This window comes from Paenibacillus sp. MY03, assembly GCF_002165585.1.
Taxonomy (GTDB): domain Bacteria; phylum Bacillota; class Bacilli; order Paenibacillales; family Paenibacillaceae; genus Pristimantibacillus; species Pristimantibacillus agaridevorans.
This window is the reverse complement of sequence record NZ_MXQD01000013.1, coordinates 122066-147268: the sequence shown is the minus strand read 5'-3', so window position 1 is coordinate 147268 and position 25203 is coordinate 122066. Positions and strand designations below refer to the sequence as shown.

General features: G+C 52.0%; 11 protein-coding genes. All 11 read left to right on the top strand.

Translation table 11 applies throughout. The features are described 5' to 3' along the window. Nucleotides 1-24 precede the first annotated feature (24 nt). The 11 genes from B1748_RS15465 (at nt 25) to B1748_RS15415 (ending at nt 25155) form a co-directional block, all read left to right on the top strand. Complete coding sequence (locus B1748_RS15465) at nt 25-5310, top strand: DUF4838 domain-containing protein (protein ID WP_087568832.1); 5286 nt, start codon at nt 25-27, stop codon at nt 5308-5310. Between the two features lie 248 nt (nt 5311-5558). Further along, nucleotides 5559-6440, top strand: coding sequence for a carbohydrate ABC transporter permease (locus tag B1748_RS15460; RefSeq protein ID WP_256975702.1), 882 nt, complete (start codon nt 5559-5561; stop codon nt 6438-6440). Beyond that, on the top strand, nt 6441-7271 hold the full coding sequence (locus tag B1748_RS15455; RefSeq protein WP_087568830.1) for a carbohydrate ABC transporter permease: 831 nt from the start codon (nt 6441-6443) through the stop codon (nt 7269-7271). A 20-nt stretch (nt 7272-7291) separates the two neighbouring features. Beyond that, entirely contained in the window at nt 7292-9064 is a 1773-nt protein-coding gene (locus B1748_RS15450; protein ID WP_087568829.1) for a cache domain-containing sensor histidine kinase, read from the top strand. 13 nt (nt 9065-9077) lie between these two features. After that, a complete protein-coding gene (locus B1748_RS15445) occupies nt 9078-10604 on the top strand; it encodes a response regulator (protein ID WP_087568828.1) in 1527 nt (508 codons plus the stop codon). A gap of 184 nt (nt 10605-10788) precedes the next feature. After that, complete coding sequence (locus B1748_RS15440; RefSeq protein WP_087568827.1) at nt 10789-12129, top strand: ABC transporter substrate-binding protein; 1341 nt, start codon at nt 10789-10791, stop codon at nt 12127-12129. Nucleotides 12130-12173: 44 nt separating this feature from the next. Continuing rightward, a complete protein-coding gene (locus tag B1748_RS15435; RefSeq protein WP_179215601.1) occupies nt 12174-20429 on the top strand; it encodes an immunoglobulin-like domain-containing protein in 8256 nt (2751 codons plus the stop codon). 118 nt (nt 20430-20547) lie between these two features. Then, on the top strand, nt 20548-21216 hold the full coding sequence (locus tag B1748_RS15430; protein WP_087568825.1) for a response regulator transcription factor: 669 nt from the start codon (nt 20548-20550) through the stop codon (nt 21214-21216). Next, nucleotides 21213-22607, top strand: coding sequence for a sensor histidine kinase (locus B1748_RS15425; RefSeq protein WP_087568824.1), 1395 nt, complete (start codon nt 21213-21215; stop codon nt 22605-22607). The genes B1748_RS15430 and B1748_RS15425 overlap by 4 nt, the downstream gene beginning before the upstream one ends. A 61-nt stretch (nt 22608-22668) precedes the next feature. Continuing rightward, complete coding sequence (locus tag B1748_RS15420; protein WP_087568823.1) at nt 22669-23061, top strand: hypothetical protein; 393 nt, start codon at nt 22669-22671, stop codon at nt 23059-23061. A gap of 3 nt (nt 23062-23064) precedes the next feature. Further along, complete coding sequence (locus B1748_RS15415; RefSeq protein ID WP_087568822.1) at nt 23065-25155, top strand: MMPL family transporter; 2091 nt, start codon at nt 23065-23067, stop codon at nt 25153-25155. Nucleotides 25156-25203 lie beyond the last annotated feature (48 nt).

Here is a 25203-nt window from a genome sequence, read left to right as displayed (position 1 = left end):
AATGACAATAAAGGAGCGGGTACGATGAACGGGGACAAGCGCAATCGTTGGATATCAATAGTTATTATTGTCTGTATGATGCTTATTGGGTTGCCGCCGCAGCAGGCTGGAGCGGCAAGCGAAGCGACGCAAGCCGTGCAAGCTGTGCAAGCAGTGAAAGCTGAGCAAGCCGAGCAAGCTGGACAGCCAACCTCCGATCTCTCGCAGCATTGGGCGAAGGAGGTTATGGAGTCATGGGTTGAAAGCGCTTTATTAAACGGTTTTGGCGATCAGATTTACCGTCCGGACAGTCCCGTCACGAGAGCCGAATTTGCGGCGTTTATCAATCGGGTCTTTTATTTTCCCGATAGATCCGGCAAGGGCCATTCATTTTCCGATGTAGCGGAAAATGCCTGGTACGCGCGGGACGTAGCCAAATTGGACGCGTTTGGAATTGTTCAAGGGACGGGTAACGGTAAATTTTCTCCCGGCAACGCGATATCCCGCCAGGACGCCGCGGTTATTATGGCCCGCGCTTTTCACGTAAGTGCGGATGGTAAAACCGTTCCAACCTTCGAGGATCGCGAGAGCATAGCGGATTATGCAGTGGCGTCAGTGGCTGCGCTGCAAGCGCAGCAATACGTGCGGGGGAACGGAGGAAATCTGTTTCAGCCGCGAAAATCCACGACTCGCGCCGAAGTCGTGCAAATGATTCAAAATGTGATGGGAACGTTAATCCAGCAGCCGGGGACTTATTCGTCCGACGTGGCCGGAAACCTGGTCATCAATCGCTCGGGGGTGAAATTAAGCCAGCTGACAATAGCAGGGGATTTGTATATTACGCAAGGGGTCAATGACGGCGAAGTCACGCTTGAAGGCGTCACTGTGCTGGGCTCGACGTTTATCCTTGGCGGGGGAGACCCTGGCATCACGTTGTTGAATTCGACTTTGGCAGGACCGGTCAGAGCTGACAAATGGAATGGGCAAATCAACATTCAAGTCGGCGAAGGTTCCGAGATTCGAGAGCTGCAAATGAATGCGGGCGGGAATGTACAGCTGGCGGCATCGGCCAAGATAGGCAAGCTGATCATTCATGCTCCGGCGATTGTGACCGGAGAGGGAACCATCGCATCCGCTCTCTTCCTGGTTAGCGGCTCGAAATTGGAAAAATGGCCTGTCGAAGTTGAATTTGCCTCCGATAGCACGGCTACGATTGAAGACGAGCTGGTTGCCGGCGATACACGCAAAAAACCAGCGGTTGTACCCATTTCCGGCGCGGGCTCCGGCAACGGAAACGGGGGAACGAATCCTCCGGATCCCGATACGCTCCCCGCCATCGTTAGCGCGGGGACAGCGAACGCGGATATTGCGATCGGCGCGGAAGCGGATGACATGATGCTTTACGCGGCGCAGGAATTGCAGGAGACGATTAAACGGGTCAGCGGAGCCGAGCTGCCGATCTTCAAACGGGATTTGTCGGCGACGGTAAGCGTCTTGTTTGCCAATCGCGAATTAACGTTGACCAAAAGCGGACACTACCCGCTTGAAGTGCACATCGTTAATAACCAGTCCAGCCCGGCAACAATAGCCTTGACGCCAATCGGCAGCTTACCCGTTAACTTGCCGACACAGGTAAGCGTAGGCGCAAATGAACGAAAGATCATTCGAGGTTCGTTCGAAATTACGGCCGCTTTGGCCGACGGCAGTTATGGCGTCGAAGTGCAAGCAAGCATGGGCGGCACGGCGCTCCATACAGCCGAGCTTGCCGTACAATATGCATCGAACCTGTTGATCAATCCGGGATTCGAGCAGTTAAGCGGCACGCTGCCGCAAGGCTGGCATTCGCCAGCCGGCGTCAGAGATGCCGCGGAAACGAAATCCGGCGAACATTCGATGCGGATCGATCTGGAAGGCAATCCCTACATGTATGCCAGAAGCGAACAGGAGCTGCATTTGACGCCGGGCAAAACCTACAAGCTGACCGCTTGGGTAAAGGCGACTGGCGCCGGGACGATGAATATGGAAATTCACGAGCGGCAAGCCAGCGGCGGCAGCAATCCGGTAACTGCCCGGGCCGAAAGCGCTTTAACGACGGAATGGACATTGGTGGAGCTGGACTACGCTCCTGACGCGGCTGCCGTGTACAATTTCAATAATGTCTATTTCTTCATGTCCGGTACGGACTCGATGTGGGTGGATGAAGTCAGGTTGATCGAAGTGGATGCCGAGCAAGGACCGGCTCCGGAGATTACGACGATCTCCTCGGGCAATGCCGTGGGCAAAACGGAGATCGTGCTTGCCACGCCGGAGACCGAACCGCAGCTTGCCAGCCAGTACGCGGATGATTACAGCTTTGTTGCCGGCTCCGACGGTTTCGCCGTTCGCGCCGCGGGCAATCGCATTTACATCCTTGGTGATGATTCGCGAGGCGTACTTAACGGCGTGTATGATTTTCTCGAAGAAAACGCGGATATTCTATGGACTCGCTCCGTTGATTCCGGCATGTTATATGAGCCTCAATCCACCATTTTAGCAAACAAAGTGAATTATGCCGAGAAATCGCCGTTCCTGCTGCGCGGTTGGCATACGACCGGTTCTGGCAAATACGGGGAGTTCCACTCGGATCTGGATACGGAGAAGATGCTCGCCCGCAACAAACTAAACGTCAAGTTGGCGGAAATGGGCAATGTGCAGTATTGGAACCGTCATAACAGCGTCGGCATTACGCCGCTCCTGCTTGGCCATAATCTGGATTCCTGGCTGCCGAATGACAAATATTTTGCCGCGCATCCCGAGTACTATAACGAGATTAACGGGCAATACGTCCCAGTGTCGAATGACTCCCAAATTAATTTCTATCACCCGGATGTTCCCGGCGTAGTCGCCAGCGAGATTCGAGCGCTGCTTGCCGTCCAGCCGCTGGAATACGTCGGCGTAGGCATTATGGATAATCAGGTATTCAGCCAAGGGGAGCTAAGCAATTTGCCGTTTACGACCCCCGACGGACTTGTTGTCCAGCCGGAAGATCCGGCTTATAAATCAACGGTTTTCTTTACATTTCTCAATAAAGTAGCGGCCGAGCTCAAACTGACGCATCCGGATGTCAAAGTAACGACCTTCGCGTATTTCTTTACGGATATCCCGCCCAAGGTGGAGCTGGAAGACAATATCGTTATCGTAATGGCACCGGCTGCGGAGGATGTGAGGGAGCCGTTTAACACAACGGATCAAAACAATGCCAACTACGGCTATAAGTTAAAGCTTGAAGCCTGGGCGGACGCGACGGATAATATTCTGATGTATAACTACTACGGCTGCTGCGCGACCCATGTGTACGAACGTCCGATTGCCGATAAGGTGCAGGCCGATATGCAATATTATCGCGATCTGGGCATTCTCGGCGTGATGCCCGAGGGCCAAGTCGACAACGGGGATATATGGGGGATTAACGCCTTGCAATACTGGCTTATCCATCAACTATATTGGAATCCCGATGCCGATCTTGAAGCATTGACCGACAAGTTTTTGACTAAAGCTTATGGTGCGGCTGCCGAAGCGATGGAAACTTATTATGATCTGATCAAACAAGGCTACAACTATGACCAACAATCCGTCAACGTCTATTCGCGCGAAAGCCAATACATCGGACGATACGTGATTCAGGCGGGTATAGCGGATGCCGCTCAAGCTGCTTTGGACGAGGCGTGGGTTTTGGCTAATGCGGAAGAGAAGCTGCGGATTGCACCGATCAAATCGACGTTCGAGACGATGGTATTCACCGTTGGACAACTGCCGAATTTGTCGGCGAAAGCCATTAAAACATCCTCCAGCCAAGCCGAAATCATGAACGCAACCGATTTTCAATCCGGGCCTTGGGCGGACGCGGTGGCGATGAGCGACTTCAGGGAGATGGGCACGAAGCAGCAGGTGCCGGAAGAAACCAATGTCTACCTGTTATGGGATGATGAAAACCTGTACGTAGGTTATGAAAATATGGACGATGATCTGGCAAGCATGGTGGTCAGCGAAAGCGCGCCGGGCGAATGGTGGAAAAGCGGCGCGGACGACTCGGTAGAGACGTATGTAACCGGCAATCGGGATGGTACGTATTACGGCTTTTTCTCGAACCCGCTTGCAGTGAAATTCGAATACAAATCATTCCAGGACCCGACCTATAACGGCGAGTGGTACGCCGAGGCCCATGTGGGCACAGACCGCTGGAATGCGATTCAAGCCATTCCGTTCGCCAGCATTGGCGTTGATCCGGCGCAAACCAGCACGTTATACGGCTTCTTCTTCCGCAACTTCCATGGCAAGGAACGTTTTATCACCTGGGGCGGAGGCATGGTCTGGAATCCGGGGGATTTCTACCCGATCCATCTGGAGCAGTCTGGCAATCAGGCTAATTTGGTAGAAAATCCTGGTTTTGAGCGCGGCGAAGAAGGCAGCTTCGCGGATGGTTGGATATCAACCTCGGCAGCATGGGATCATGAGGAGTATTACAGCGGTAATTACTCGCTCAGGCTGGACCTTAACGGCGCTTCGTATGTGTTCGTCCGCGCTGATCAGAATATCGAGCTGGAAGCCGGCAATCACTACAAGCTGAGCGCCCGGGTTAAAGGCGCGTCGACGGGCTCGATAAGCATGTCCCTCTATGGAGTCGCCGCGGATGGCGGAGTGACCATGGTGGCGAATGCGGATGCCGCCGCCAATCATCAGTGGCAGTCGATGGAATTGGAGTATGAGCCCGCCGCCAATGCGACATATGAACATTATTGGGTCTATATCTTTATGTCCGGAACCGATAAGCTGTGGATCGATGACGCGGCGCTTGTGGACCTGACGGCATCGCCAGGAACGCCTGAAGCCGGTAATTTGCTGGATAATCCCGGATTTGAAACGGCTACGCCGAACAGCTTCCCGGACCGATGGCATTCGCCGACGGGAGTATGGGACCACGAGGTCTCGCACGGCGGCGGGCGTTCTCTGCGGATAGAGCGGCAGGGAGGCGAATACGCTTTGGCGAGATCATTGCAGGATTTCCTGCTCGAACCCGGCAAACGCTACAAGCTGAGCGCCTGGGTCAAGGGGCTTACAGCCGGGACTGCCAGCGTCTCTGTCCACGAGATGCTGGCAGGCGGGGGCAGCAATCCGGTCACGGCTAACGCGGACATCACGCTGAACGGCGAATGGCAGCTGCTCGAGCTGGAATATTCGCCGGATATCAATGCCGCCTATGACCATAACTGGATCTACTTCTTTATGTCCGGAACGGATGCGATGTGGCTGGATGACGTGACGTTGACGGAGCTTCCGGATGCAGAACGGTAAGTAGAGCGGTTGATCGTGCTCGGAAAGGCAATTAACTGCCTTCCCTTGGCCGGAAATAACGAATGAAATTGAAAGAACCTTGCGTTGGCAAGGTTCTTTTATTTTTGTATTTGTCCGATGAAGATGCCAATAAGGTCGCGTAAACATCCGAAAAAAAGAGATTAAACATGAATTCTAGGCAATATAATCGGAGGCCCATATTCGATAGGATTAAGGTATACGGAGGGGGATGAGAGAAGTTGCTGAAGATGACGATGAGTCGCAAGGAGCATTTTATATTGGCCGGTTTCCTTGCACCTGCCATTATCGTGTATACGACATTTTTATTGGGTCCCGTATTGGGCAGTTTTTTCTACAGCTTAACGAATTGGAACGGCCTGTATCAAACGATGGATTTTGTAGGCTTGCGCAACTTTGTTAATTTGATGGAGGACGGCGTATTCGCCAAAGCGATTCGCAACACCATGATATTTACGGTGTTTGTCGTCTTGATTCAAAATGCGATCGGGGTGCCGCTCGCACTGGCGATGGATTCCAGAATCCGCAGCAAGCAAGTTTTGAAAACGCTGTTTTTTGTGCCGGCTATTTTGAGCCCGCTTGTGGTTGGTTATACGTGGACGTACATCTATGAGCCGCAAAACGGCGTGTTGAATACGATCCTGCGCTCTGTCGGCTTAACCGGATGGGAGCAAAGCTGGCTCGGCGATCCGCAGTTCGCGTTATACAGCATCGTGGTTATGGCGGTATGGCAGTTTTCGGGATATTCGATGGTGATCTATTTGGCCAATCTGCAGACGATTCCGGGAGACTTGTATGAAGCCGCCGATATCGACGGCGCAGGCAAATGGCAGCAGTTCAAGTCGATTACCTTTCCGCTGCTGGCGCCGTCCATCACTATTAATATCGTGCTTTCCAGCATCGGCACGCTGAAGGCGTTTGATATTATTTATGTCACGACCAAGGGCGGCCCCTACTACGCAACGGAAACGATGACAACGCTGCTGTTTTCCACCGCGTTTACGAAAAGCAGTTTCGGTTACGGCACGGCCATGGGCGTTGTCATGTTCTTTTTTGTATTTATCATCTCGTTAGCACAAATATTGCTGTTGCGTCGAAGAGAGGTGCATTAAATGTTATCAACGAATAAAAAAAGGATATGGATTTTAGAAATAAAGATGATTATACTTGCCTTAATTGCTTTATATCCTCTGTTATTTATCGTATCCATGACATTTAAATCATCGCAAGAAATGGCTTTATCGCCGCTTTCGTTGCCAAGCTCCATCAATTTCTCCAACTATGCGGCTACTTGGCTGCAAATGAGGTTTCCGCTTGTGCTCGGCAATACCGTGCTTATTACCGCGGGATCCGTGACGCTGCTCGTATTGCTGGGCTCCATGGCTGCATATCCGCTTGCCAGACGCGCCGAAAAGGCGTATTCCGTCATCTATATGTACTTTTTGGCGGGCATTATGCTGCCGTTCCAACTTGCCATGGTTCCTTTGTATAAACTCATTAATTCGATGGGCATGGTAAACACCTACTATGGCGCGATGCTGATTTATACGGCGTTGAACCTGCCGCTTGCCATTTTCCTGTATGCGGGATTTCTGCGAACGTCGCCCAAGGAACTGGAGGAAGCGGCCAAAATAGACGGCTGTTCCTTGTTTCGTGCCTTTTGGCTGGCCGTATTTCCGATTATTAAGCCGGTAACCGCGACTGTAGTCGTATTATGTTCGTTAAATACCTGGAACGACTTTATCGTTCCGTTGTTATTTTTGCAAGACCAAAGCTACCGTACCATTACGATCGAGCTGTATATGTTTGTCGGAGAGCATGTGACCAATTGGGCGTTGTTGTTTCCCGGCATGGTGTTGTCCGTGCTTCCACTGCTGCTCGTTTATGTATTTTTGCAAAAATATATTATTAAAGGAATTGCAGCGGGGTCATTAAAAGGATAACGGGATTCGGGGGCTGCGGAATGAGACACTGGAGGGACGTTATACAATTCAGAGACTGGAATCTGGACAAAAAATTGTTTTCTGTATATGCGCTGATGATTATCATTCCGGTCATTGTGGTCACGATTTTGGGATTCCAGCGTTATCATGAAAATTTGACGGAGCGGGTAGGCGAATACGGCCTGAACCTGACGGATCAGATTGGCCTCAATCTGGACAACTATATTCGCCAAATCGATCGGCTCTCCATGACCTTTTATTTGGACGGCATAGACGGATTGACGGAAAATAAAGATCCCATGCATGTTTATACGGAAAAAATAGCGGTCGACAAGGCGCTGCGAAATATGATGCTGATTATCCCGTTTCAGGATATCGAAGGCATTTATTGGATTCGGGACAAAGAGGTGCAGTATTCGCAATACGGCTCCGGCCAACAAGTCAATCATGATGATTTTGCGGCCGACGGCTGGTTCGATCGTGTCATTGCAGCGGATGGAGGCGGGGTAATTATCCCGCCTTATCGGCCGTTAACGGGGAAAAAAGAAAAAGGAGATTACATTTTTTCCTACGCACGCAGTATCGTCAACGTATCGACACGAAATCCGCATGGCATTTTGTTGATTGACGTGTCGATGGAATTTTTGCATGAGCTGCTGACGGAAACGAGAATGCCGTCCTCACCGAATCTGTTTATCGTCGATCAGAACGGCGAAATTATTTATCATGAGGACGAGGGTCAAATGAATCAACCGTTCGAGCCGCAGCTCACAGGACCATACGGACGATTTGTCGACTATATACATGGGGAAGAAACCATGGTGCAGTTCGTGCGTTCGGACACGACGGGCTGGTCCGTCGTCAATACGGTTCCCGTCAAACAATTGTCGGATGAGCTGCGCTTGATGCGCAATCTGCTGTGGACGTTTACGGTGGTGGCGGTGCTGCTCGCGCTGTCGTTGTCATCCGTATTAACCCGCTGGATTATCGAACCTTTGAAACGTATGAAACGTTCCATGCTGCGCGTGGAGCTTGGCGATTACGACGTGCGCGTGCAGGTCAAGGCGCAAGATGAGATCGGGCAGCTGGGCAGAAGCTTTAACATGATGGTGGAGCAAATCCACTCCCTGGTAAACCGGGAGCTGGCGATGCGGATCTACAAGCAGCAGGCGGAATTTAAATTGCTGCGAAGCCAGGTCAATCCGCATTTTCTGTTCAATACGCTGGAGTCCATTAACATGAAAGCCGAGCTGAATGAGGATTACGAGGTGGCCGACATGGTTACGAAGCTGGGAAAACTGTTTCGTCTTTCTTTGCAGCAAAATGAAGAATTAACATCGGTTTCCCGGGAGCTCGAATATACCCGCGTTTATATGCAGCTGCAGCAGATTCGTTTCCCGAAAATGGAGTTTGTGATCGATTTTCCCGAGGAATTATTGGATGCGTTTACATTGCCGTGGATGCTGCAGCCGTTGGTGGAGAATGCCATCATTCATGCCATTGCGCCGTTAGGCGGCGTTGGAAAGGTAACCGTGCAAGGAAGGCGAGAAGCTGGGCAGTTAGTCATTGAAGTTTTGGATACAGGAGAGGGGATCAGCGAGCGGCGTTTGGCGGAAATACGAGAATTGCTTTATGACAGCACGCAAGAAAACAGTCACGAAAGGGAGCAGCATATCGGCCTGCAAAATGTACATCGAAGAATTCAAGCGTATTGGGGCAAGGAGTATGGTCTTGATATTAGAAAGGGAGATTCCGGCGGAACGGTTGTCACTTTAAAAATGAAGTATTGGTAACGGGGGGATCAATATGTCAGAACTGCAAATGATCATCATCGACGACGAAGAGATGATCCGGAACGGGTTGTCCCAAATGATTCGTCGCTTGTTGCCGGAGTGGAAGGTGGTGGACACCTGCGAAGATGCGCAGGCCGCATTGTGCGCTTCCAGACAGCATGCATTGGATTTGGCGATTATCGATATTCAAATGCCCGGGATGAATGGTCTGGAGCTTGCCAAGGAGCTGGATGCCCGCTACCCGCAAATGCACAAAATTATTTTGACCGGCTACGAGAAGTTTCATATGATCCAGACCGCGATGCGATACGGGGTATCGGATTATTTGTTAAAGCCGGTGCAACGCGACGAGCTTGTGCAGGCCGTGCGAAGAACGGAGCTCCGCATTAAGGAAAGAGACGTGCAGACCACGATGCAGCTCGAGAAGCTGCTGTTGGAATGGTTCGTTACGCAAAATACGGACCGTTTGAAAGAGCTGCAATTCGCCTTGGGAGAGGGGGAGCGCGAAGTCGGCAAAGCGCGGCAATTTTCCGTCATTTTTCTGCTTTGGGAGGATGGTTATACGAATATCGACCGCCTGCACGTCGAACTGGTAGCCGGTCATTTGCGTACGATGGCTGACGGTATCGAGCAGGTAATCGGCATCGTGGCCGCGCAATCCTGTACCTTGTTTGTCATTGTAGGCAATGATATGCCCTCCCAGGGAGAATGGAAGAGTCGTTTGACCAAACTAGGTTGGGATCGAAGGGGCAGTTACCAGCAAGGGGCAAGGCTGCAGGCGATCGGCTGCTCGGATTCCTTTGCCCATATAGAGCAGCTGCAGGATGCCTATCAGCTGGCGCTGAATCATATGTTTGCCGATAGCGGCGGGGATTTTGCCCAGCAGGCGGAGGAAGACCGGCAGCGCATTGTCACGTTGGCGCAGGCGCTGGAAACCAACGAAGGCGACAAAACGTTGGCGCTCCTTAGGCAATGGAAGGAAGATATTGTTCGAATGAGCTTTACGCACCCGTCGCAAATTACCGCTCGTTGCTTCTTGTTTTTGTCCCATATGTCATCGCCGTTAATCAGCGCGATCCAGTCCCGGTTGGCCGGAGCTTTGCGCACCTCCATCACTCAGCTTGTGCAGCGATTGCCTGTCGCGCTTACTCCATCCGTTGTTTTGCGAGCCATCTCGGAGTTTGTCGAAGGACTGAGCTTCGAGGAACATCAGGGGCAGCGAAAAATCATCGCTCGGGTGCAGGATATGATACGCGAGCAATATGCCAATGCGGATTTGAACCTGGAGCTGTTGGCCCAGCATGTCTATTTGCACCCTACCTATTTGAGCGAGCTGTTTAAGGAATCTACCGGCCAGAAGTTTATCGACTATTTGACGGAAGTCCGCATGAAAGAGGCCAAACGGATCCTGAGAGAAACCGATATGAAGGTGTATGAGGTATCGGAGGCGGTAGGCTACACCAGTCCCAAATATTTCAGCACGTTATTCCGCAAGCATTACAAGCTGACACCGTTGAGCTACAGGGAGAAAGCTCAATAACGATCCGGGGGAGCGCTTGCCGCGCTTCTTCTTTTTTTTTCGTGCGAGACGGCCGATTGGCGAACCAACATCCGAATAAAACGGACTAAATAATGATTTTACGCAATGTTCATATTTGTGGCGATCTTATACGCTTAATGTGTGATAAAACACCATATTCAAAACAAATAGGGAGGCTTCAACAATGAACGGAAAATCAAGAGGGTTGGCAGGGCTATTGGCCATGTTGGCTATGTTGCTCGTAATCGCGGCTTGTTCGGGCAATAACGGAGGCAACGGAAGCAGCAACGGCGGCAATCAGCCGCAGACCGATGGAAACGATTCCAACAAGCCAACTCCTGCGGCATCGGTGGTCGAACTCAAAGTGACCGGATTCAAATCAGGCGCGGAGCTTGGCGCTCTTCCCGACCTGAACGAAAAATTCATGCAAGAAAACCAGGATATTAAAGTCGTTTACGAGGGCATGCCGGGCTCGCAATTCAAAGAGTTTCTGAAAGCGCGTTTCTCCGCCAACGACGCTTCCGACGTCATTATGATTCATCCGGGCTTGTCCGATGTTATCGCGTATGGCAAAGCTGGATATTTGCTGGACTTGTCGGGCGAGTCGTGGATTAAAAACTTCACGGATGCTTCGCTCAAGGCGACTTCCAACGATGGACAGATTTATGCGATTCCCAATGATATGAACGTGCTTGGCGTCTATTACAACAAACAAATTTTTACGGACTTGTCGATCGAGATCCCGACAAACTGGACTCAGTTCCTGGCGGCGGCCGAAAAAATCAAACAGGCCGGAATTTTGCCCATCTCCATCGGCAACAACGACGGCTGGATGACGCTAGCCGCGCTGTATACGATGGCTCCGAGCACGGTATATGCTCAAAATCCGGACTTCGACGCGCAGCTTAATGCCGGAGAAACCACCTTCCTGGAAGGCTGGAAGGATATGAACGCGCAATGGTACAGCCTCGACGAGAAGGGCTACTTGACCGAAAAAAGCACCGGCGTCAGTCTGGATCAAGCGCAGCAAGCCTTTGCTACCGGAAAAGCGGCGATGTACATTGACGGCAACTGGTCGTTGCCGGGCATTAAAGCGTCGAATCCGGAGCTGGAGGTGGGCATGATTCCGATGCCTTCCAACGCGGATGGGCAACCCGTAATCGCCTCTGCCGCAGTCGGAACCACATTTGCCATCAACAAAAATTCCAAAGTGGTCGACGCTGCCAAACGTTATCTGGAGTTCTGGAGCAAAACGGAGACTCAAAAGGAGTGGGCAAAGAGCCAACAAGCGTTTATGACGATCAATGGCGAAACGGGAGACGTGGATCCTTCGCTGCAGCATATTGCGGAAGTGGTGGCAAGCGGCAACAGCTATCCGTTCCTGGATCAAGGCTGGGAGTTCGGCGGCGCCGGAACCGCGGAATTGATGACGTCCGCGCAAGGCGTGTACCTGAAAGCGATTAATTCCGACGAGATGCTGAAAAACATGGATAAAGCCTGGGAAGCTGCAGTTAAAAATCGTTGATGCCGCCAGACCATCAAATCATGTCAAAAGGAGGCAGAATTGGCGTGGGAATCAAGTCTAGACGTATCTATATGGCGTATCTGCTCATTGCGAGTTTAATCGTAAGCCTGTTGCCGACAGCTCAGATTGCTCAAGCCGCGGAAGGCGAACGCGTAAATGTAGCATTAGGCAAATCGGTAACATCCTCCAGCAGCTACGAAAATTCGGGAGAAGGCTGGACAAGGAGTAATTTAGTAGACGGGGCCAAAAGCGGCCCCCGTCTTCCAGGCGCGATGGAAAACGGTTTCACGACATTGCCGACGCAAACCCAGGCTTCCGAAAGCAAGCCGGCGTGGGTTCAGATCGACCTGGGTATGGCGTATCCGGTCGGCGAGATTGCTTTATGGCCGAGGAACGACAATGGCACGGGGAATATCGGTGCAGGTTTCCCGATCGATTTTAAGCTGAAAATATCCGCGGACAATGAGACATGGACGACGGTTGCCGAGGAAACCGGATTTGAGCAGCCAACGACCGTTACGCCGCATACGGCAACGGTGTCGATGCTGGAGGGGCGTTACGTCCGACTGGAAGCTACCAAGCTGCGCCCGGACGATCGGGGAGCTTTAACGCTGCAGTTCCGGGAGATGGAAGTGTTCCGGGCTTCTCTCGACATTAGCGACGAGGAAGCGGTGGATAACGATTACGGGAGGCTGTTTCCGGAAGGCTTGAACGAGTTGTACGCCAGCTTGCCGCTGCCGGCAATAGGGCTGTATGAATCGGAGATCACGTGGCAGAGCACCGAACCGTCCGTCATCTCGCCTGCCGGCAAAGTCCAGCGTCCGGCCGCGGGTGGGCCGGATGTGCCGGTGACGCTGACCGCGACGGTCCACAAGGGAAGCGTAGTGCGTGAAAAGGTGTTTAACGTCATCGTCAAAGCGCATAGGGAGCGTATAGAAAGCGGCGAGGATCAATTCCAGATCGGTATTTTCTGGCCGCCGACCTGGGAGCATACCAATCTGGAGCAATACCAGGCGATCAGCGACGCGCATGTCGACATCGTCCAGAACGTATTGGGCTCCGGTCTCGATACCGAAGAAAAAAACATGAAAATTTTGGAGCTTGCCGAAAAAACGGATCTGAAGGTCAATGTAGCGGATCCCAGAATTCGGGGAACGGATGCGGATATCGCGCAGGTCGTAGCCACGTACAAAGATTATTGGGGCGCGGGCGGTTATTACATTCGGGATGAACCCGGCATGGGAGAGCTGGCTCGCGAAGCGCATATTTATCGGGAAGTGCTCAAGCATGACGATCAAAAAAATCCGTATGTAAATCTGCTGCCCAACATTTACGGCGGGACGTACGAAAAGGATTATGTACGCGCCTGGATGGAAGCCGTCGGTAAAGACGATGCGGGTCAATCGAATTTGCGTTATCTCATGTACGATCATTATCCGTTCCGTACCAATTCTTTCGACAACAGCTATTACGATACGATGAACCTCTATCGTCAGGTGGGACTGGATTATGGGGTCAAAACGGGAGCATACCTGCAGTCGATTGGATTCGGCAGCAGCGCGCAAAGCTTGAACAATCGCAGGCCAAATAGCCGCGAGCTGGCGTTTAGCGCCTATTCCTATCTTGCGTATGGCTTCAAATACGTCACATGGTTCACGTATTGGACGCCAAGCGAGCGATCCGAGTTTTTTACCAATGCCATTATCGATCCTGCAGGCAACAAAACGGATTTGTACGAACCCTTCCAACGCATCAATGGCCAAATGAGCCAACTGGGCAAAACGTTGATCAAGCTGGACGCCCATGAGGTGTATCATTCCGGCGCGACGATGCCTACGGGCAGCACGAAGTCCGTACCGTCCGATTTCCTGCTGCGTCCCGTACAATCGAACGACGAATTGATCGTTTCCTATATGAAGCACAAGGAAACGGGACAATCGTACGTGATGGTGGTCAACAAAGCGTTTGGAAGCACGCAAAGCCAGACGTTTAACCTGCAAGCGGATGATCGCGTGTTGTCCGTTCAGGAAATATCGAGAGAAACGGGCGCGTTGTCGGCGACCAATTTTGATGCAGCCACAGGGCGCATGACAACGACTCTGCCTCCGGGCGAAGGCAGACTATTCGCCCTGCAAGGCGATTTCCCGAGCTATACGGGACCGCAGACGCCAACCGTTTTACCGGCGCCCGCAGAGCCACAGCATCCCGATCTCAATTTGGCGCTTAATAAAAGCGTCGACGTTTCCAGCGATATCGGCAATTGGGGCTGGGCCAAAAACTATGCAGTAGACGGTGTTCGCGGTGTAAATGACGGCAGCAACGGATGGAGCAGCTATCCGTCCAAGACCGCCCCGACTTCGCCGGCTTGGTTCAAAGTGGATCTGGGAGCGGCTTATCCCGTGAAACGTATTGTGCTCTGGCCAAGAAATGACGGAGCCTCCGCCGGCTTCGGCATTCCGGAGCAGATCGAAGTCAAAACTTCGATGGACGGCGTGGTCTGGAATAGCGTATTGATACGCAGCGAGATCGCTCGGCCTACAGCTGGCCAAACGGTGGAGCTGGTATTGCCTGCTGCCGAAATGGCGAAATACGTTCGGGTAGAGACAAGCTCGATGAGACCGGACAACAATGCAGAGTATGCGTTCCAGTTTTCGGAGCTGGAGATTTACCAAGGGGAAGCGGCTTCGCTGCTGGAAGCCAGCGCCGAGGCGACAAATTTGCTGGTCGGTCAGACGACGCAAATTCATGCAGGACTGTGGCAGGAAGATGGGTCCTTGCTGCCCGTGCCGCAGCCTGACTTAACGACTAGCGATGATCAAGTTATTGAAATCGAAGGCATGACCCTGAGAGCCCTGGCGCCGGGAACGGCTACGATCCATGTATCGTCAGGCGCCGAGTCCAAGGACCTTGATATTGAAGTACGCGCCTTGCCGGAACCTTGGGTATACAACTTTGCAGGGGCGGCGAGCGGAGAGATCATCCCTGATCAGCAAGGGCTGACGTTAGGCGTTGCCGCGAAAGGGATTGCTGCAGGAAGCAACGATTATGCTTTCGTGTATCAGCCAGTTAGCGGACATCAGCAGCAGTTGTCCGTTGATATAACCGAGCACGCGATTCCGGCAAACGGACAGAGCGGCCGGGCGGGCTTGCTGATTCGAGCGGCGGGAGACACAGATACGGCCGCCCATGTCTCGCTCGCGATATCGCCGGAGGGCAGAATGGAATTGCAAGCGCGCGATCTGAACGGCCAAATGCTCAGCGCGGTGCAGGGCAATTATGCGACTTTGCCGGTCTCGCTGAAATTGGTGCAGAACGGAGAGACGTTTACCGGATTTTACGGCCATAACGGTCAGTGGTATCCGATAGCCGGCAAGGAGCAGCAATCCCGCATTGCTTTGTCGGGCGTCAGTCCGGCTGGCTGGGAAGCGGGTTTGGTCACTTATTCCGGCGTCGCGAACCGCAGCAATCATGTGGCGTTTGCCGACCTTGAGCTGGTTGCCAACAATCAGGCGCATGCGGCGGCGGCGGCTCTGGAGATCGACGGATTATCCGGCATTGTCGCCAATATTACGCTGCCTTCGGCAGGTCCAATGGGCAGTACGGTCACTTGGTCGAGCGGCAATGAGGAATATTTGCTGGGCAGCGGCGAGGTGTTGAAAAGGCCTTCCGCGGGAACCGGCAATGTCCTGATTCCGCTGACAGCGACCGTGCAAGTCGGCCAGGACGTCGCCGAGAGGACGTTTACGGCGGTATTGATGGCGGACCGGCCGGAATCGGCCGAAAGGAAAAACCTGGCGAGATCCAGGACGGTAACGGTATCTAGCGAATATGCGCAGGACGGCTGGGGCAAAGAAAAAGCCGTGGACGGGCTGACGGTTGGCCAAGCGGGCTCGTTGGGTTTTACAACGCTTCCAACCTCGAATGCTGCCGAAACGGGCTCCATTATGGTCGATCTGGGCTCGTTGTTTACCGTCGACCAAGTGGTGTTGTGGCCGCGCAACGATTCGGGTCTGAACAAGGGAGTTGGTTTCCCGGTCGACTTTGCGATCAGCGTATCCACGGATAAAGTGAACTGGACAACGGTTCATGACAAACAGAGCTTTACGAACCCCGCCAGCGGATCGGCGCAAAAATTCGATGTAGGTCCGTTGCAGGATGTTCGTTATGTGAAGGTCGAAGGAAACAAGCTGCACCAGGACAATAACGGAAGTTATGCGATGCAGTTTGCCGAGATCGAGGTGTTCGGTCAAGCGCCGGCGAGTCAGGACGACGATTACGATCCCGTATTCCGGTACCTGAATTATCGCGAGGACTTTGAAATGTCGGAGCTCGGAGATAAATGGGCTGTAGAAGAGTCTGCCGAAAGCTCGATCGTGAACGATGGTTATCGTTTGAAGAACGGAATGGCCTACTATTCGGGCCGTACGTTCGATGATTTTAAATATACGACCGAAGTGACGATCGATAGCGGAAGCGATACAAGCTTGATTTTCCGAGCGCAAGATGCCAACAACTTCTATCAGACGAATGTGAGCACGGACGGCTGGAACAATGGCCAGATCCGGTTATACAAAAACGTTAATGGCGAATACACTCCAATTGGCGAGCCAGTAGCCTTTACGGCGCAAGCCGGCGTCAAGATGAATATGACGCTGGTGGCGGATGGAGATCTGCTGCGGTTCTCGGTCGACGATGGCGATGGGCCATTAACCGTTACGGCTAAAGACGCGACTTTCTCCAGCGGCTATGTCGGCATCAAGGCGTTTAATTCGGTCGTTTGGGTCGAACACGTCAAAGTATACGAGAAACAAGCCTTGCCGGATCGGGACAAAGAGAATATTCAAATCGGCGTGTTCTGGCCGCCAACCAAAGATTATGTCAATGAAGAGCAATACGATTACTTGCAGCAAGCTCATGTGGATTTGATCCTTAATGTCAATTCGGGCGACTTGCAGGAGATCGAAACGAACAAAAAAATGCTTCGTCTGGCTGCGGAAAGAGATATGAGGGTGCAGGTATCCGACTCTCGCTTCGTGCCATCGACTGCCGGATTTACGGATAAGCTCGTACAGGAAATTGTACGAGACTATGACGGCAGACCGGGCTTGTACGGCTATTATGTCAAAGATGAGCCAACGGATGCGGAAATGACGGATTTTGCGGCCGTCTATCAGAAATTCCTGAAATACGATCCCGATGCCGTACCTTATGTGAGCTTGGCCGGCGGGGCAAATGCAAACCTCTGGGTTAGCACGGTAGGCGCGGATCAACTTAAGTATTTGAATTATGCGGATTATCCTTTCTACGGGCCTTCCGACTACAGAGCGGTATATTTCCCTGTGCTGGACAATTTCCGCAAGGTAGGCGAGGCAAATGACGTGCCGGTATCCCGGTTCCTGCAATCCATCGGGTGGAACGTCGGGCAGCCGAACGAATATCGCAAGCCGACCGAAAACGACATGCGTCTGGATGCCTTCGCGACGCTTGCTTACGACTACAAGGCGATGCATTGGTTTACCTGGTGGACGCCTACGGGCCGCAGCGAAAGCTTTTTCGAAGCCATCATCGATGCGGAAGGCAAGAAAACGGAGGCTTTCGAATGGATCCAAAAGATCAATGCCGAAGTCAAGGCTATCGGCCGGACGCTGATCAATCTGAAGGCCAAAGACATTTATCACAATGGCACCATCCCGGCAAATGCAAGCAAGGTTCCGGCGGACTTTATCTGGAAGCCGACCAAGGCGACGGACGATGTGCTGCTTACGTTGTTTGCAGATGAGCGCAACGGCAGATCGTATATGATGGTCGTCAACAAGTCGTTAACGAATAGCGGGAGCTTTACCTTTGATATTCATGCGGATGTTTCGAACGTGCTGGAGGTATCCAAACAAAGCGGTCTGGAGGTACCCGCCAATTATGATGCCGCAGCCGGACAATTGACGACTGAGCTTCTGCCGGGCGAAGGAAGGTTATTCGCTTTCCCGGCCGATTACAAGATGTACACGCCGTTTTTTGTCGACCTTGAGGAAGCGGGAGCAAACGGTGAGCTTATCCGGGCAAGCTGGAAATCACCGGAAGACCCTGCCGGCAACGGCGTGGATTCCTACCGCGTCGTCATCGCGCAAGACAAGGAGCTGCAGCATGTCGTGCACGAAGAAGTAATTACGGGCACGGAGTATGTATTGCCCAAAGAAACATTTAAGCATTACCACTTGCAAGTGCTGGCGAAATTGCCGAACGGACGGGAACTGGCAAGCCAGAGCGGCATTTTGCCGGTCGTGGCGCGCGAGTCCAAAAACCGCGTCTATACCGAAGATTTTGCGGACGGCACGACTACAGGCTGGAGCAATCCCGAAGGCGCGATGAGCGTGGAAAATGGCGAGCTTAAGCTGGCTGCTCCATCCGGCAACGGCATTGCGTATTACAACGAAACGCTGACGGATTTTATCTATGAAGGAACCGCGACGATCAAGAGCGGTTCGGACACCAGCATGCTGTTTCGAATGCAAGATGCGAACAATTTCTATCAAACGAATATTAGTACGCATCATACTGCGGCTAAAATCTGCCTGTACAAAAATGTAAACGGAAATTTCGTGAGGATAGGTACAGAGTTGCCTTATCAGGTGACGATGAATCAGCCCGTCAAACAAACCTTGATCGTTAAGGGCAACCAAATGACATTTTCCCTTGATGATGGCAAACAAGTAGTCACGGTTACTGCTACGGACAATACGTTTAGCCAAGGCCGCGTAGGCGTAAGAGTGTTCCACTCGACCGCGACATTCGATAACATTACGATCGATGTCATGCCGAAGGGCGAAGCGGAAGCGCAATTGGCCGCTAATGCCTTGGTGCTCACGGCGATTGATGCCGTGGAGAATAATTTGATATTGCCGACAACAGGATTGCATGACTCCAGGATCGTTTGGGCGAGCTCTAACCCGGCTATTGTCGGACATGACGGTACGCTGATCGGCAGACCAAGCGTCGAAGAAGGCGATACAACGATCGTATTGTCCGCGACGGTGACCAAGGAAGAGGGGAGCACAAGCAAGTCCTTTGCCGTAAGGGTCAAGGCGGAAGAGGACGTGCCGACGAATCCGGATGAGCAGGCGGTTGCCGAAGCTCTGGCGGCGTTGACGCTGGGAGACACAAGTGCGATTACATCCAGCTTGAGCTTGCCGACAAGCGGTCTGCAAGACACGCAAATCACATGGGAAAGCTCGAACCCGGCTTATATGACGGCTAACGGCAGCTTGCTGCAACGTCCTGTCGTCGGCGCAGCGGATCTCGCGTTGACGTTAACCGCGACGGTCACTAAAGGAACGGAAAGCGGAACGAAGACGTTCCAGGTGACGATTAAAGCGCAAACGACAAGCGGGGGGCCAGGCGACGGTTCGGGCAATGTATGGATTAATCCCGATATCGCGTTTGTAAAACAAGCCAAAGATGCATTGGAACTGGGCAGTACTTCTTCCGTTATATCGGATCTGAAATTGCCGACAGCCGGTCTTAACGGAACGACAATTGCCTGGAAGAGCTCCAATACCGACTTTATTGGAGATAACGGACGATTGGTTGCGAGGCCTGCAGCCGGCGAAGCGGACGTGACGGTCAGTATGACCGCAACGATCAGCAAAGGCATCGTCAAGGAGACCAAAACGTTTACCATCATCGTCAAAGCGGAAGAACCAATGCCAGGCGAAGAGGGGGAAGAGGAACAACCGCCACTTCCATCCAACTTGTCGGATATTGCGGGACACTGGGCAGAGGATTTGGTAAAGAAAGCTGTCGCGAAAGGAATCGTGTTGGGCTTCGAGGATGACACGTTCAGACCCAATGCCATTGTCACGCGCGCAGAATTGGCGGTTATGCTAAGCAGAGCATTGAATTTGACCGTTACAGAGTCGGGTGAAGGAACCCTATTCGCAGACAACGCGAAAATTCCGCTATGGGCTCGCGGATCTATTCGGGCATTAGTGGAATTGGGATGGCTTCAAGGTTATTCCGATGGACGATTCGGGGCTGAGGACGGAGCCAGTCGCGTTCAGGTCGCGAACCTGATTGTTCGTGCCTTGCAGCTCAAAGTTGATCCGAATGCAAGACCGGAATTCGCGGACGCCGATCAGATTCCGCAATGGGGCAGAGCGCATGTCGCTGTCGGCGTTCAGGCCGGATTGTTCCAGGGCAAAGGGAACAATACATTCGATCCTTTGGCGCAAACCACAAGAGCGGAAGCCGTCAAATTCATAATGACGATGCTTGAGCATTCCGGAAAGGACACAGAGGTTGAATAAGTAAAATCAAAGGGATATCCCCTGAGCACGAGTTCGTGGCAGGGGGTATCCCTTTTTCACATGCCCATCGGCTATAATGAACAAGAAGTAGATGTTTCTTTTTGGAATGAGGGAGATCATGCGAACGATATTGGTGGCAGATGATGACCTGCACATACTTGAGCTTGTGCGGCTGCATTTAGTCTCGTGGCGCTATCAGGTTCGGACTGCGATTTCGGGAGATACGGCCTTGGCGCTGATGGATGATAAAGTGGATTTGGCTATCGTAGATGTGATGATGCCGGGGCTGGACGGCCTGGCTCTAACCGACAAGCTGAAAAAAGAATGGGACTTGCCGGTGCTTATGCTGACGGCCAGGGGCGAGCTGGAGGATAAACGCGAAGGGTATATGGCTGGAGTCGACGATTATTTGGTCAAACCCTTTGAGCCCGAAGAGCTTCTCTTTCGCATACAGGCTATATTAAGGAGATACGACAAGCCGACGGATACGACGATTGCATTAGGGGATTTGGAGATACGCCGGCAGACGCTCCAGGTCGTTCAAGGACAAAAAAAGCTGCTCCTTCCTCTCAAGGAGTTCGAGCTGCTGGCCATACTCGCATCAAGGCCTGGACAAGTGTTCGAACGTGAATATTTGATGGAGCAGGTATGGGGACTGGAATACGAAAGCGATCATACGCTCAATACCCATATGAATCGGGTCCGGGAACGGCTCGCTTCGCTGGGCTCATGCGTACGCATCCATACGGTTCGCGGCGTTGGTTATCGAATAGAGGTATCGCCATGAAAGTGCAATCGTCTCTATATGTAAAATATCTCATTGTTGCGCTGTGTATCATGCTTCTCAGCACTGTGCTGGCTTTTCTCGCTACGAATATGTATTATCATCAAGTGCTCAAGGAGCAGAACGACGCCAAAAATACGATGATCGCGAGTCGTATGGCAGCTTACATTTCCGAGCATGCGGAGCTTGATTTGCAGGAACACTTCGCGATGCTTGGCGAAATCGGTTACCAGTTTTATGTGGTGAACGAAAATGGAGCTTCCGGATACTATGGCGGAGAATACCGGCTGAAGGAGCTCGACAATTCGATTGTTGAAGAGGTCATTGCCGGGGACATCTACCATGGTATGCGCGACTTTCCGAAACAGCTGTTTGTGACCGGTTTTTTTGCCAATGACATTCGGAATTCGATCGGCGTTCCATTCGTGCACGAAGGGCAGCGCTATGCGATGTTCGTTCGTCCGGATATTCGGATGCTGTTCAGCGAGGTTCATTCCATCATGGGCGGGATGGCGCTACTGATGCTTGTTATTAGTTTGCTGGCCATCATCGTCTCGGCTTGGTACCTGGTTCATCCGATCAAAGCGCTGACGGCGGCCACGAAACAAATAGCCGCGGAAAATTTCGAGATCAGCTTGCAGGTTAACCGTTCGGACGAGCTTGGCACGCTGGCAGCCAGCTTTAACCGGATGGCCAAGCAGCTCCTTGCCAACGAAGAGGAGCGGAAAAGCTTTATTCGCAACGTGTCGCATGATTTCCAGTCCCCGCTGCTCAATATTGGCGGGTATGCCGCCCTCTTGAAGCAAGCGGAGCTTGACCAAGAGCCACGTCTGCAATATGCGTCGGTGATCGAAAGCGAGGCCATGCGGCTATCGAATTTAACGAAACAGTTGTTGGTGTTGACCTCTCTGGATCAGCGAAACAAGACCGTTGCCATGCAAACCTATCCCTTGCATGAACAAATCGAACGAACCGTTATGAAATATCGCTGGCTTCTCGAAAAAGAAGGGATTTCGATCAGCCTGGACGCAGCTCCTCTACTCCTGACAGGCAATGAGGCTTTGTTGGACAATGTATGGGAGAACCTGCTGACGAATGCGATCAAATACAATAAACCCGGGGGAGAGATTCGGATCCGCACAGAATCGGAGAAGGATCATGTGAGCGTGATCTTCGAGGATACCGGCATAGGAATAGCCGAGGATGATTTGCCGCACGTATTTGAGCGGTTTTACCGCGCGGATGCCTCTCGGTCGACGAAGGGGACGGGTCTCGGTCTGGCCATCGTCAAGGAAACGATCACCCTGCATCAAGGCGACATCCGAATCTCGAGTGAAACGGGCGAAGGCACATGCATCACGGTAACGTTGCCTCTTAGGCCAACAGCAGTTTAGATACAGTTTAGAATCAGCTTTTATACTACCTCTGTACAAATAAAAGTATGGAGGTTTTTTTATGGAGAAAATATGGAGCTTGCGTCTTATACGTTTGGCAGCCGTTTTTGGTCTGGTCGGCGCGATCCTTGGGGCCGATATGGCGGGGAGCGGAAATTATCAGCTGCGCGCCGTTCATGCGCACATACTTGTAGTAGGCTGGCTGTCGGTGTTCGTCTGGGGGTTGTTCTATCAGGTTTTCAAGGTGAAAGCGAAGAAGCTCGTATCCCTGCATGGGTGGCTGTCCGTCATCGGATCGATCGGCTTGTCGGTCGGCATGCTTTTCTATAACGTCAACCCTTTTAATATGAACGAAACGATCACGCTTATTACGTTTATTGTCGGCGGTACGGTGTTATTGTTTAGTTTTATTCTGTTCATAGCGGTCACCTTCTCGATACAGAAGGAGGACTAAAACATGCGTTGGTGGAGTGCGAACCGGGTATGGCTGTTGATCGTAATGGCTTGGCTGCTGCTAGCCGGTCTATTGTCTGTCGTGGCGGATTCCTCCAAGGAGCAAACCTCTCCGATTACGAACCATGGATTGCCGGAGCATAGACAATCCGTTCAGGCCCAGAAGCTGGTCGATCGGTATTTTCCGTCGGATGAGGGAATCCCATTGTTTGTTGTATTGTCCAGGGACACAGCATTTACGGAACAAGAGATTATGGAGTATTCGGTCTTCGTAGAAAAAGTTCTGGAGTCGCGGGAATTGAAGGCCATACATGTTGCCGAGTTGCCGGCAAGCGCGCGTCAATCGTTCGTGGCGGAGGACGCCAAAACGTTTTTTGTGCCCGGCTTTTTGACAGCCGATCTGGAAAACGACGCCGTGATGGAGCTTCTTGATGTCATGAAAGAGGAGACGTTGGCGGGGCTTCCCTCCGATGTGCAGCTCGATTACACGGGTCCGGCCGGAATCATGGCGGATACCACCAGGGTTTTCTCAAGCGCGGATGTCGTATTGATCCTATCGACCGTTGCGATTATTTTTTTGATCCTCATCGTTATCTATCGTTCCTTATTGCTCGCAATTCTTCCGCTGATCGGAGCAGGCATCGCGTATGCCATCGTTGATCGTCTGCTTGGCTTGGCGGGACAGTTAGACATATTTGTAATCGAGAAACAAGCTTTGTCCATTATGATGGTTTTGTTGTTCGCGGTTATTACGGATTATTCGTTGTTATTATTCTCGCGGTTCAAAGAAAATCTGCTGGAAGGTTTTTCTGCCCAGGATGCGATGATGCGGGCTGTCAGAAACGTGACGGAGCCGATTTTGTTCAGCGGCGGCACCGTGCTTATGAGCATGTTGACGTTATTTTTGGCGAGCTTCGAATCGTATCGTAATTTCGCTCCCGTCTTTGCCGTGGCGGTTGCGGTGATGATTGCTGCGGGGTTGACCTTAATGCCGGCTTTGTTTGCGCTGGCAGGCACAAAGGCTTTCTGGCCTTTCCGAATCGACAAGCGTCGCTTGAAACCGGTGGAGCAAACCTATTGGGGCCGATTTAGCCTCTTCGTAACATCCAATCCGAAGAAATCGCTCGCGGCGGTTATGCTCGTGCTCGCGATCGGCATCGCTATGATATCGCCCATCAAATATACGTTTAATCTGCTGGACTCATTCCCGCAAGAGATGTCTTCCGTCAAAGGCTATCAAAAATTGAGCGATGCGTTTTCGGCTGGCGATGTGTCGCCCAGCACGATCATCGTGGAGAGCTCCGAGAACCTTTCGGCGGAGCAGATTCGCCGGCTGGCGGAAGTTTTGAAAGATAGGGAAGGCGTTGCTTCCGTTCATACCGCGCAGCTATCGGATCAATCGGAAAAGGTGGCCAAGCTTACCCTTGTGCCTGTTCATAATCCATTTACCGATAAAGCGTTTTTGACGACCGATACCATTCTGGCCGATCAAAGTTCGCTGCTTCAGGATAGCGGCATCGAGGACGCGAAGTTATGGATTGCAGGAGACACGGCTGTCAACTCGGATATAAAAGCGGTTAACGCATTCGACGAACAAATCGTTATGATCATAGTCGCTTTGATTATTCTGTTTATGCTGCTGCTGCAAACACGATCCTGGATCATGCCGATCTATATGCTGGTTACCATTCTTTTATCCTATAGCGCCGCGCTGGGAATAACCGTTTTCGTATTCCAGAATATGCTCGGATACGAGGGGCTAAGCTACCGCATTCCATTATATACGTTTTTATTTATCGTAGCGCTCGGCGTCGATTATTCGATCATGCTGGTCGCGCGGATCCGCGAGGAGCAGAAGACGCGTTCCTATACAGAAGCGGTAAGAATGGGACTCGCGAAAACCGGCGGCGTTATTTCCTCAGCTGGATTTATTTTGGCGGCAACGTTTGCCGTATTAATGACGCAGCCGGTCGTGGAATTGCGGGCCTTTGGATTTGCTGTAGCAATAGGCGTATTGCTTGATACCTTTCTTGTTCGGCCAATCGCCTTGCCGGCGTTGATGATGTTAATACGTCAACGGGAAAAGCACCTTTAGATAAATAGGGTTTGCTACACTCAAGAGATGATTCCTGGTACGAAACAG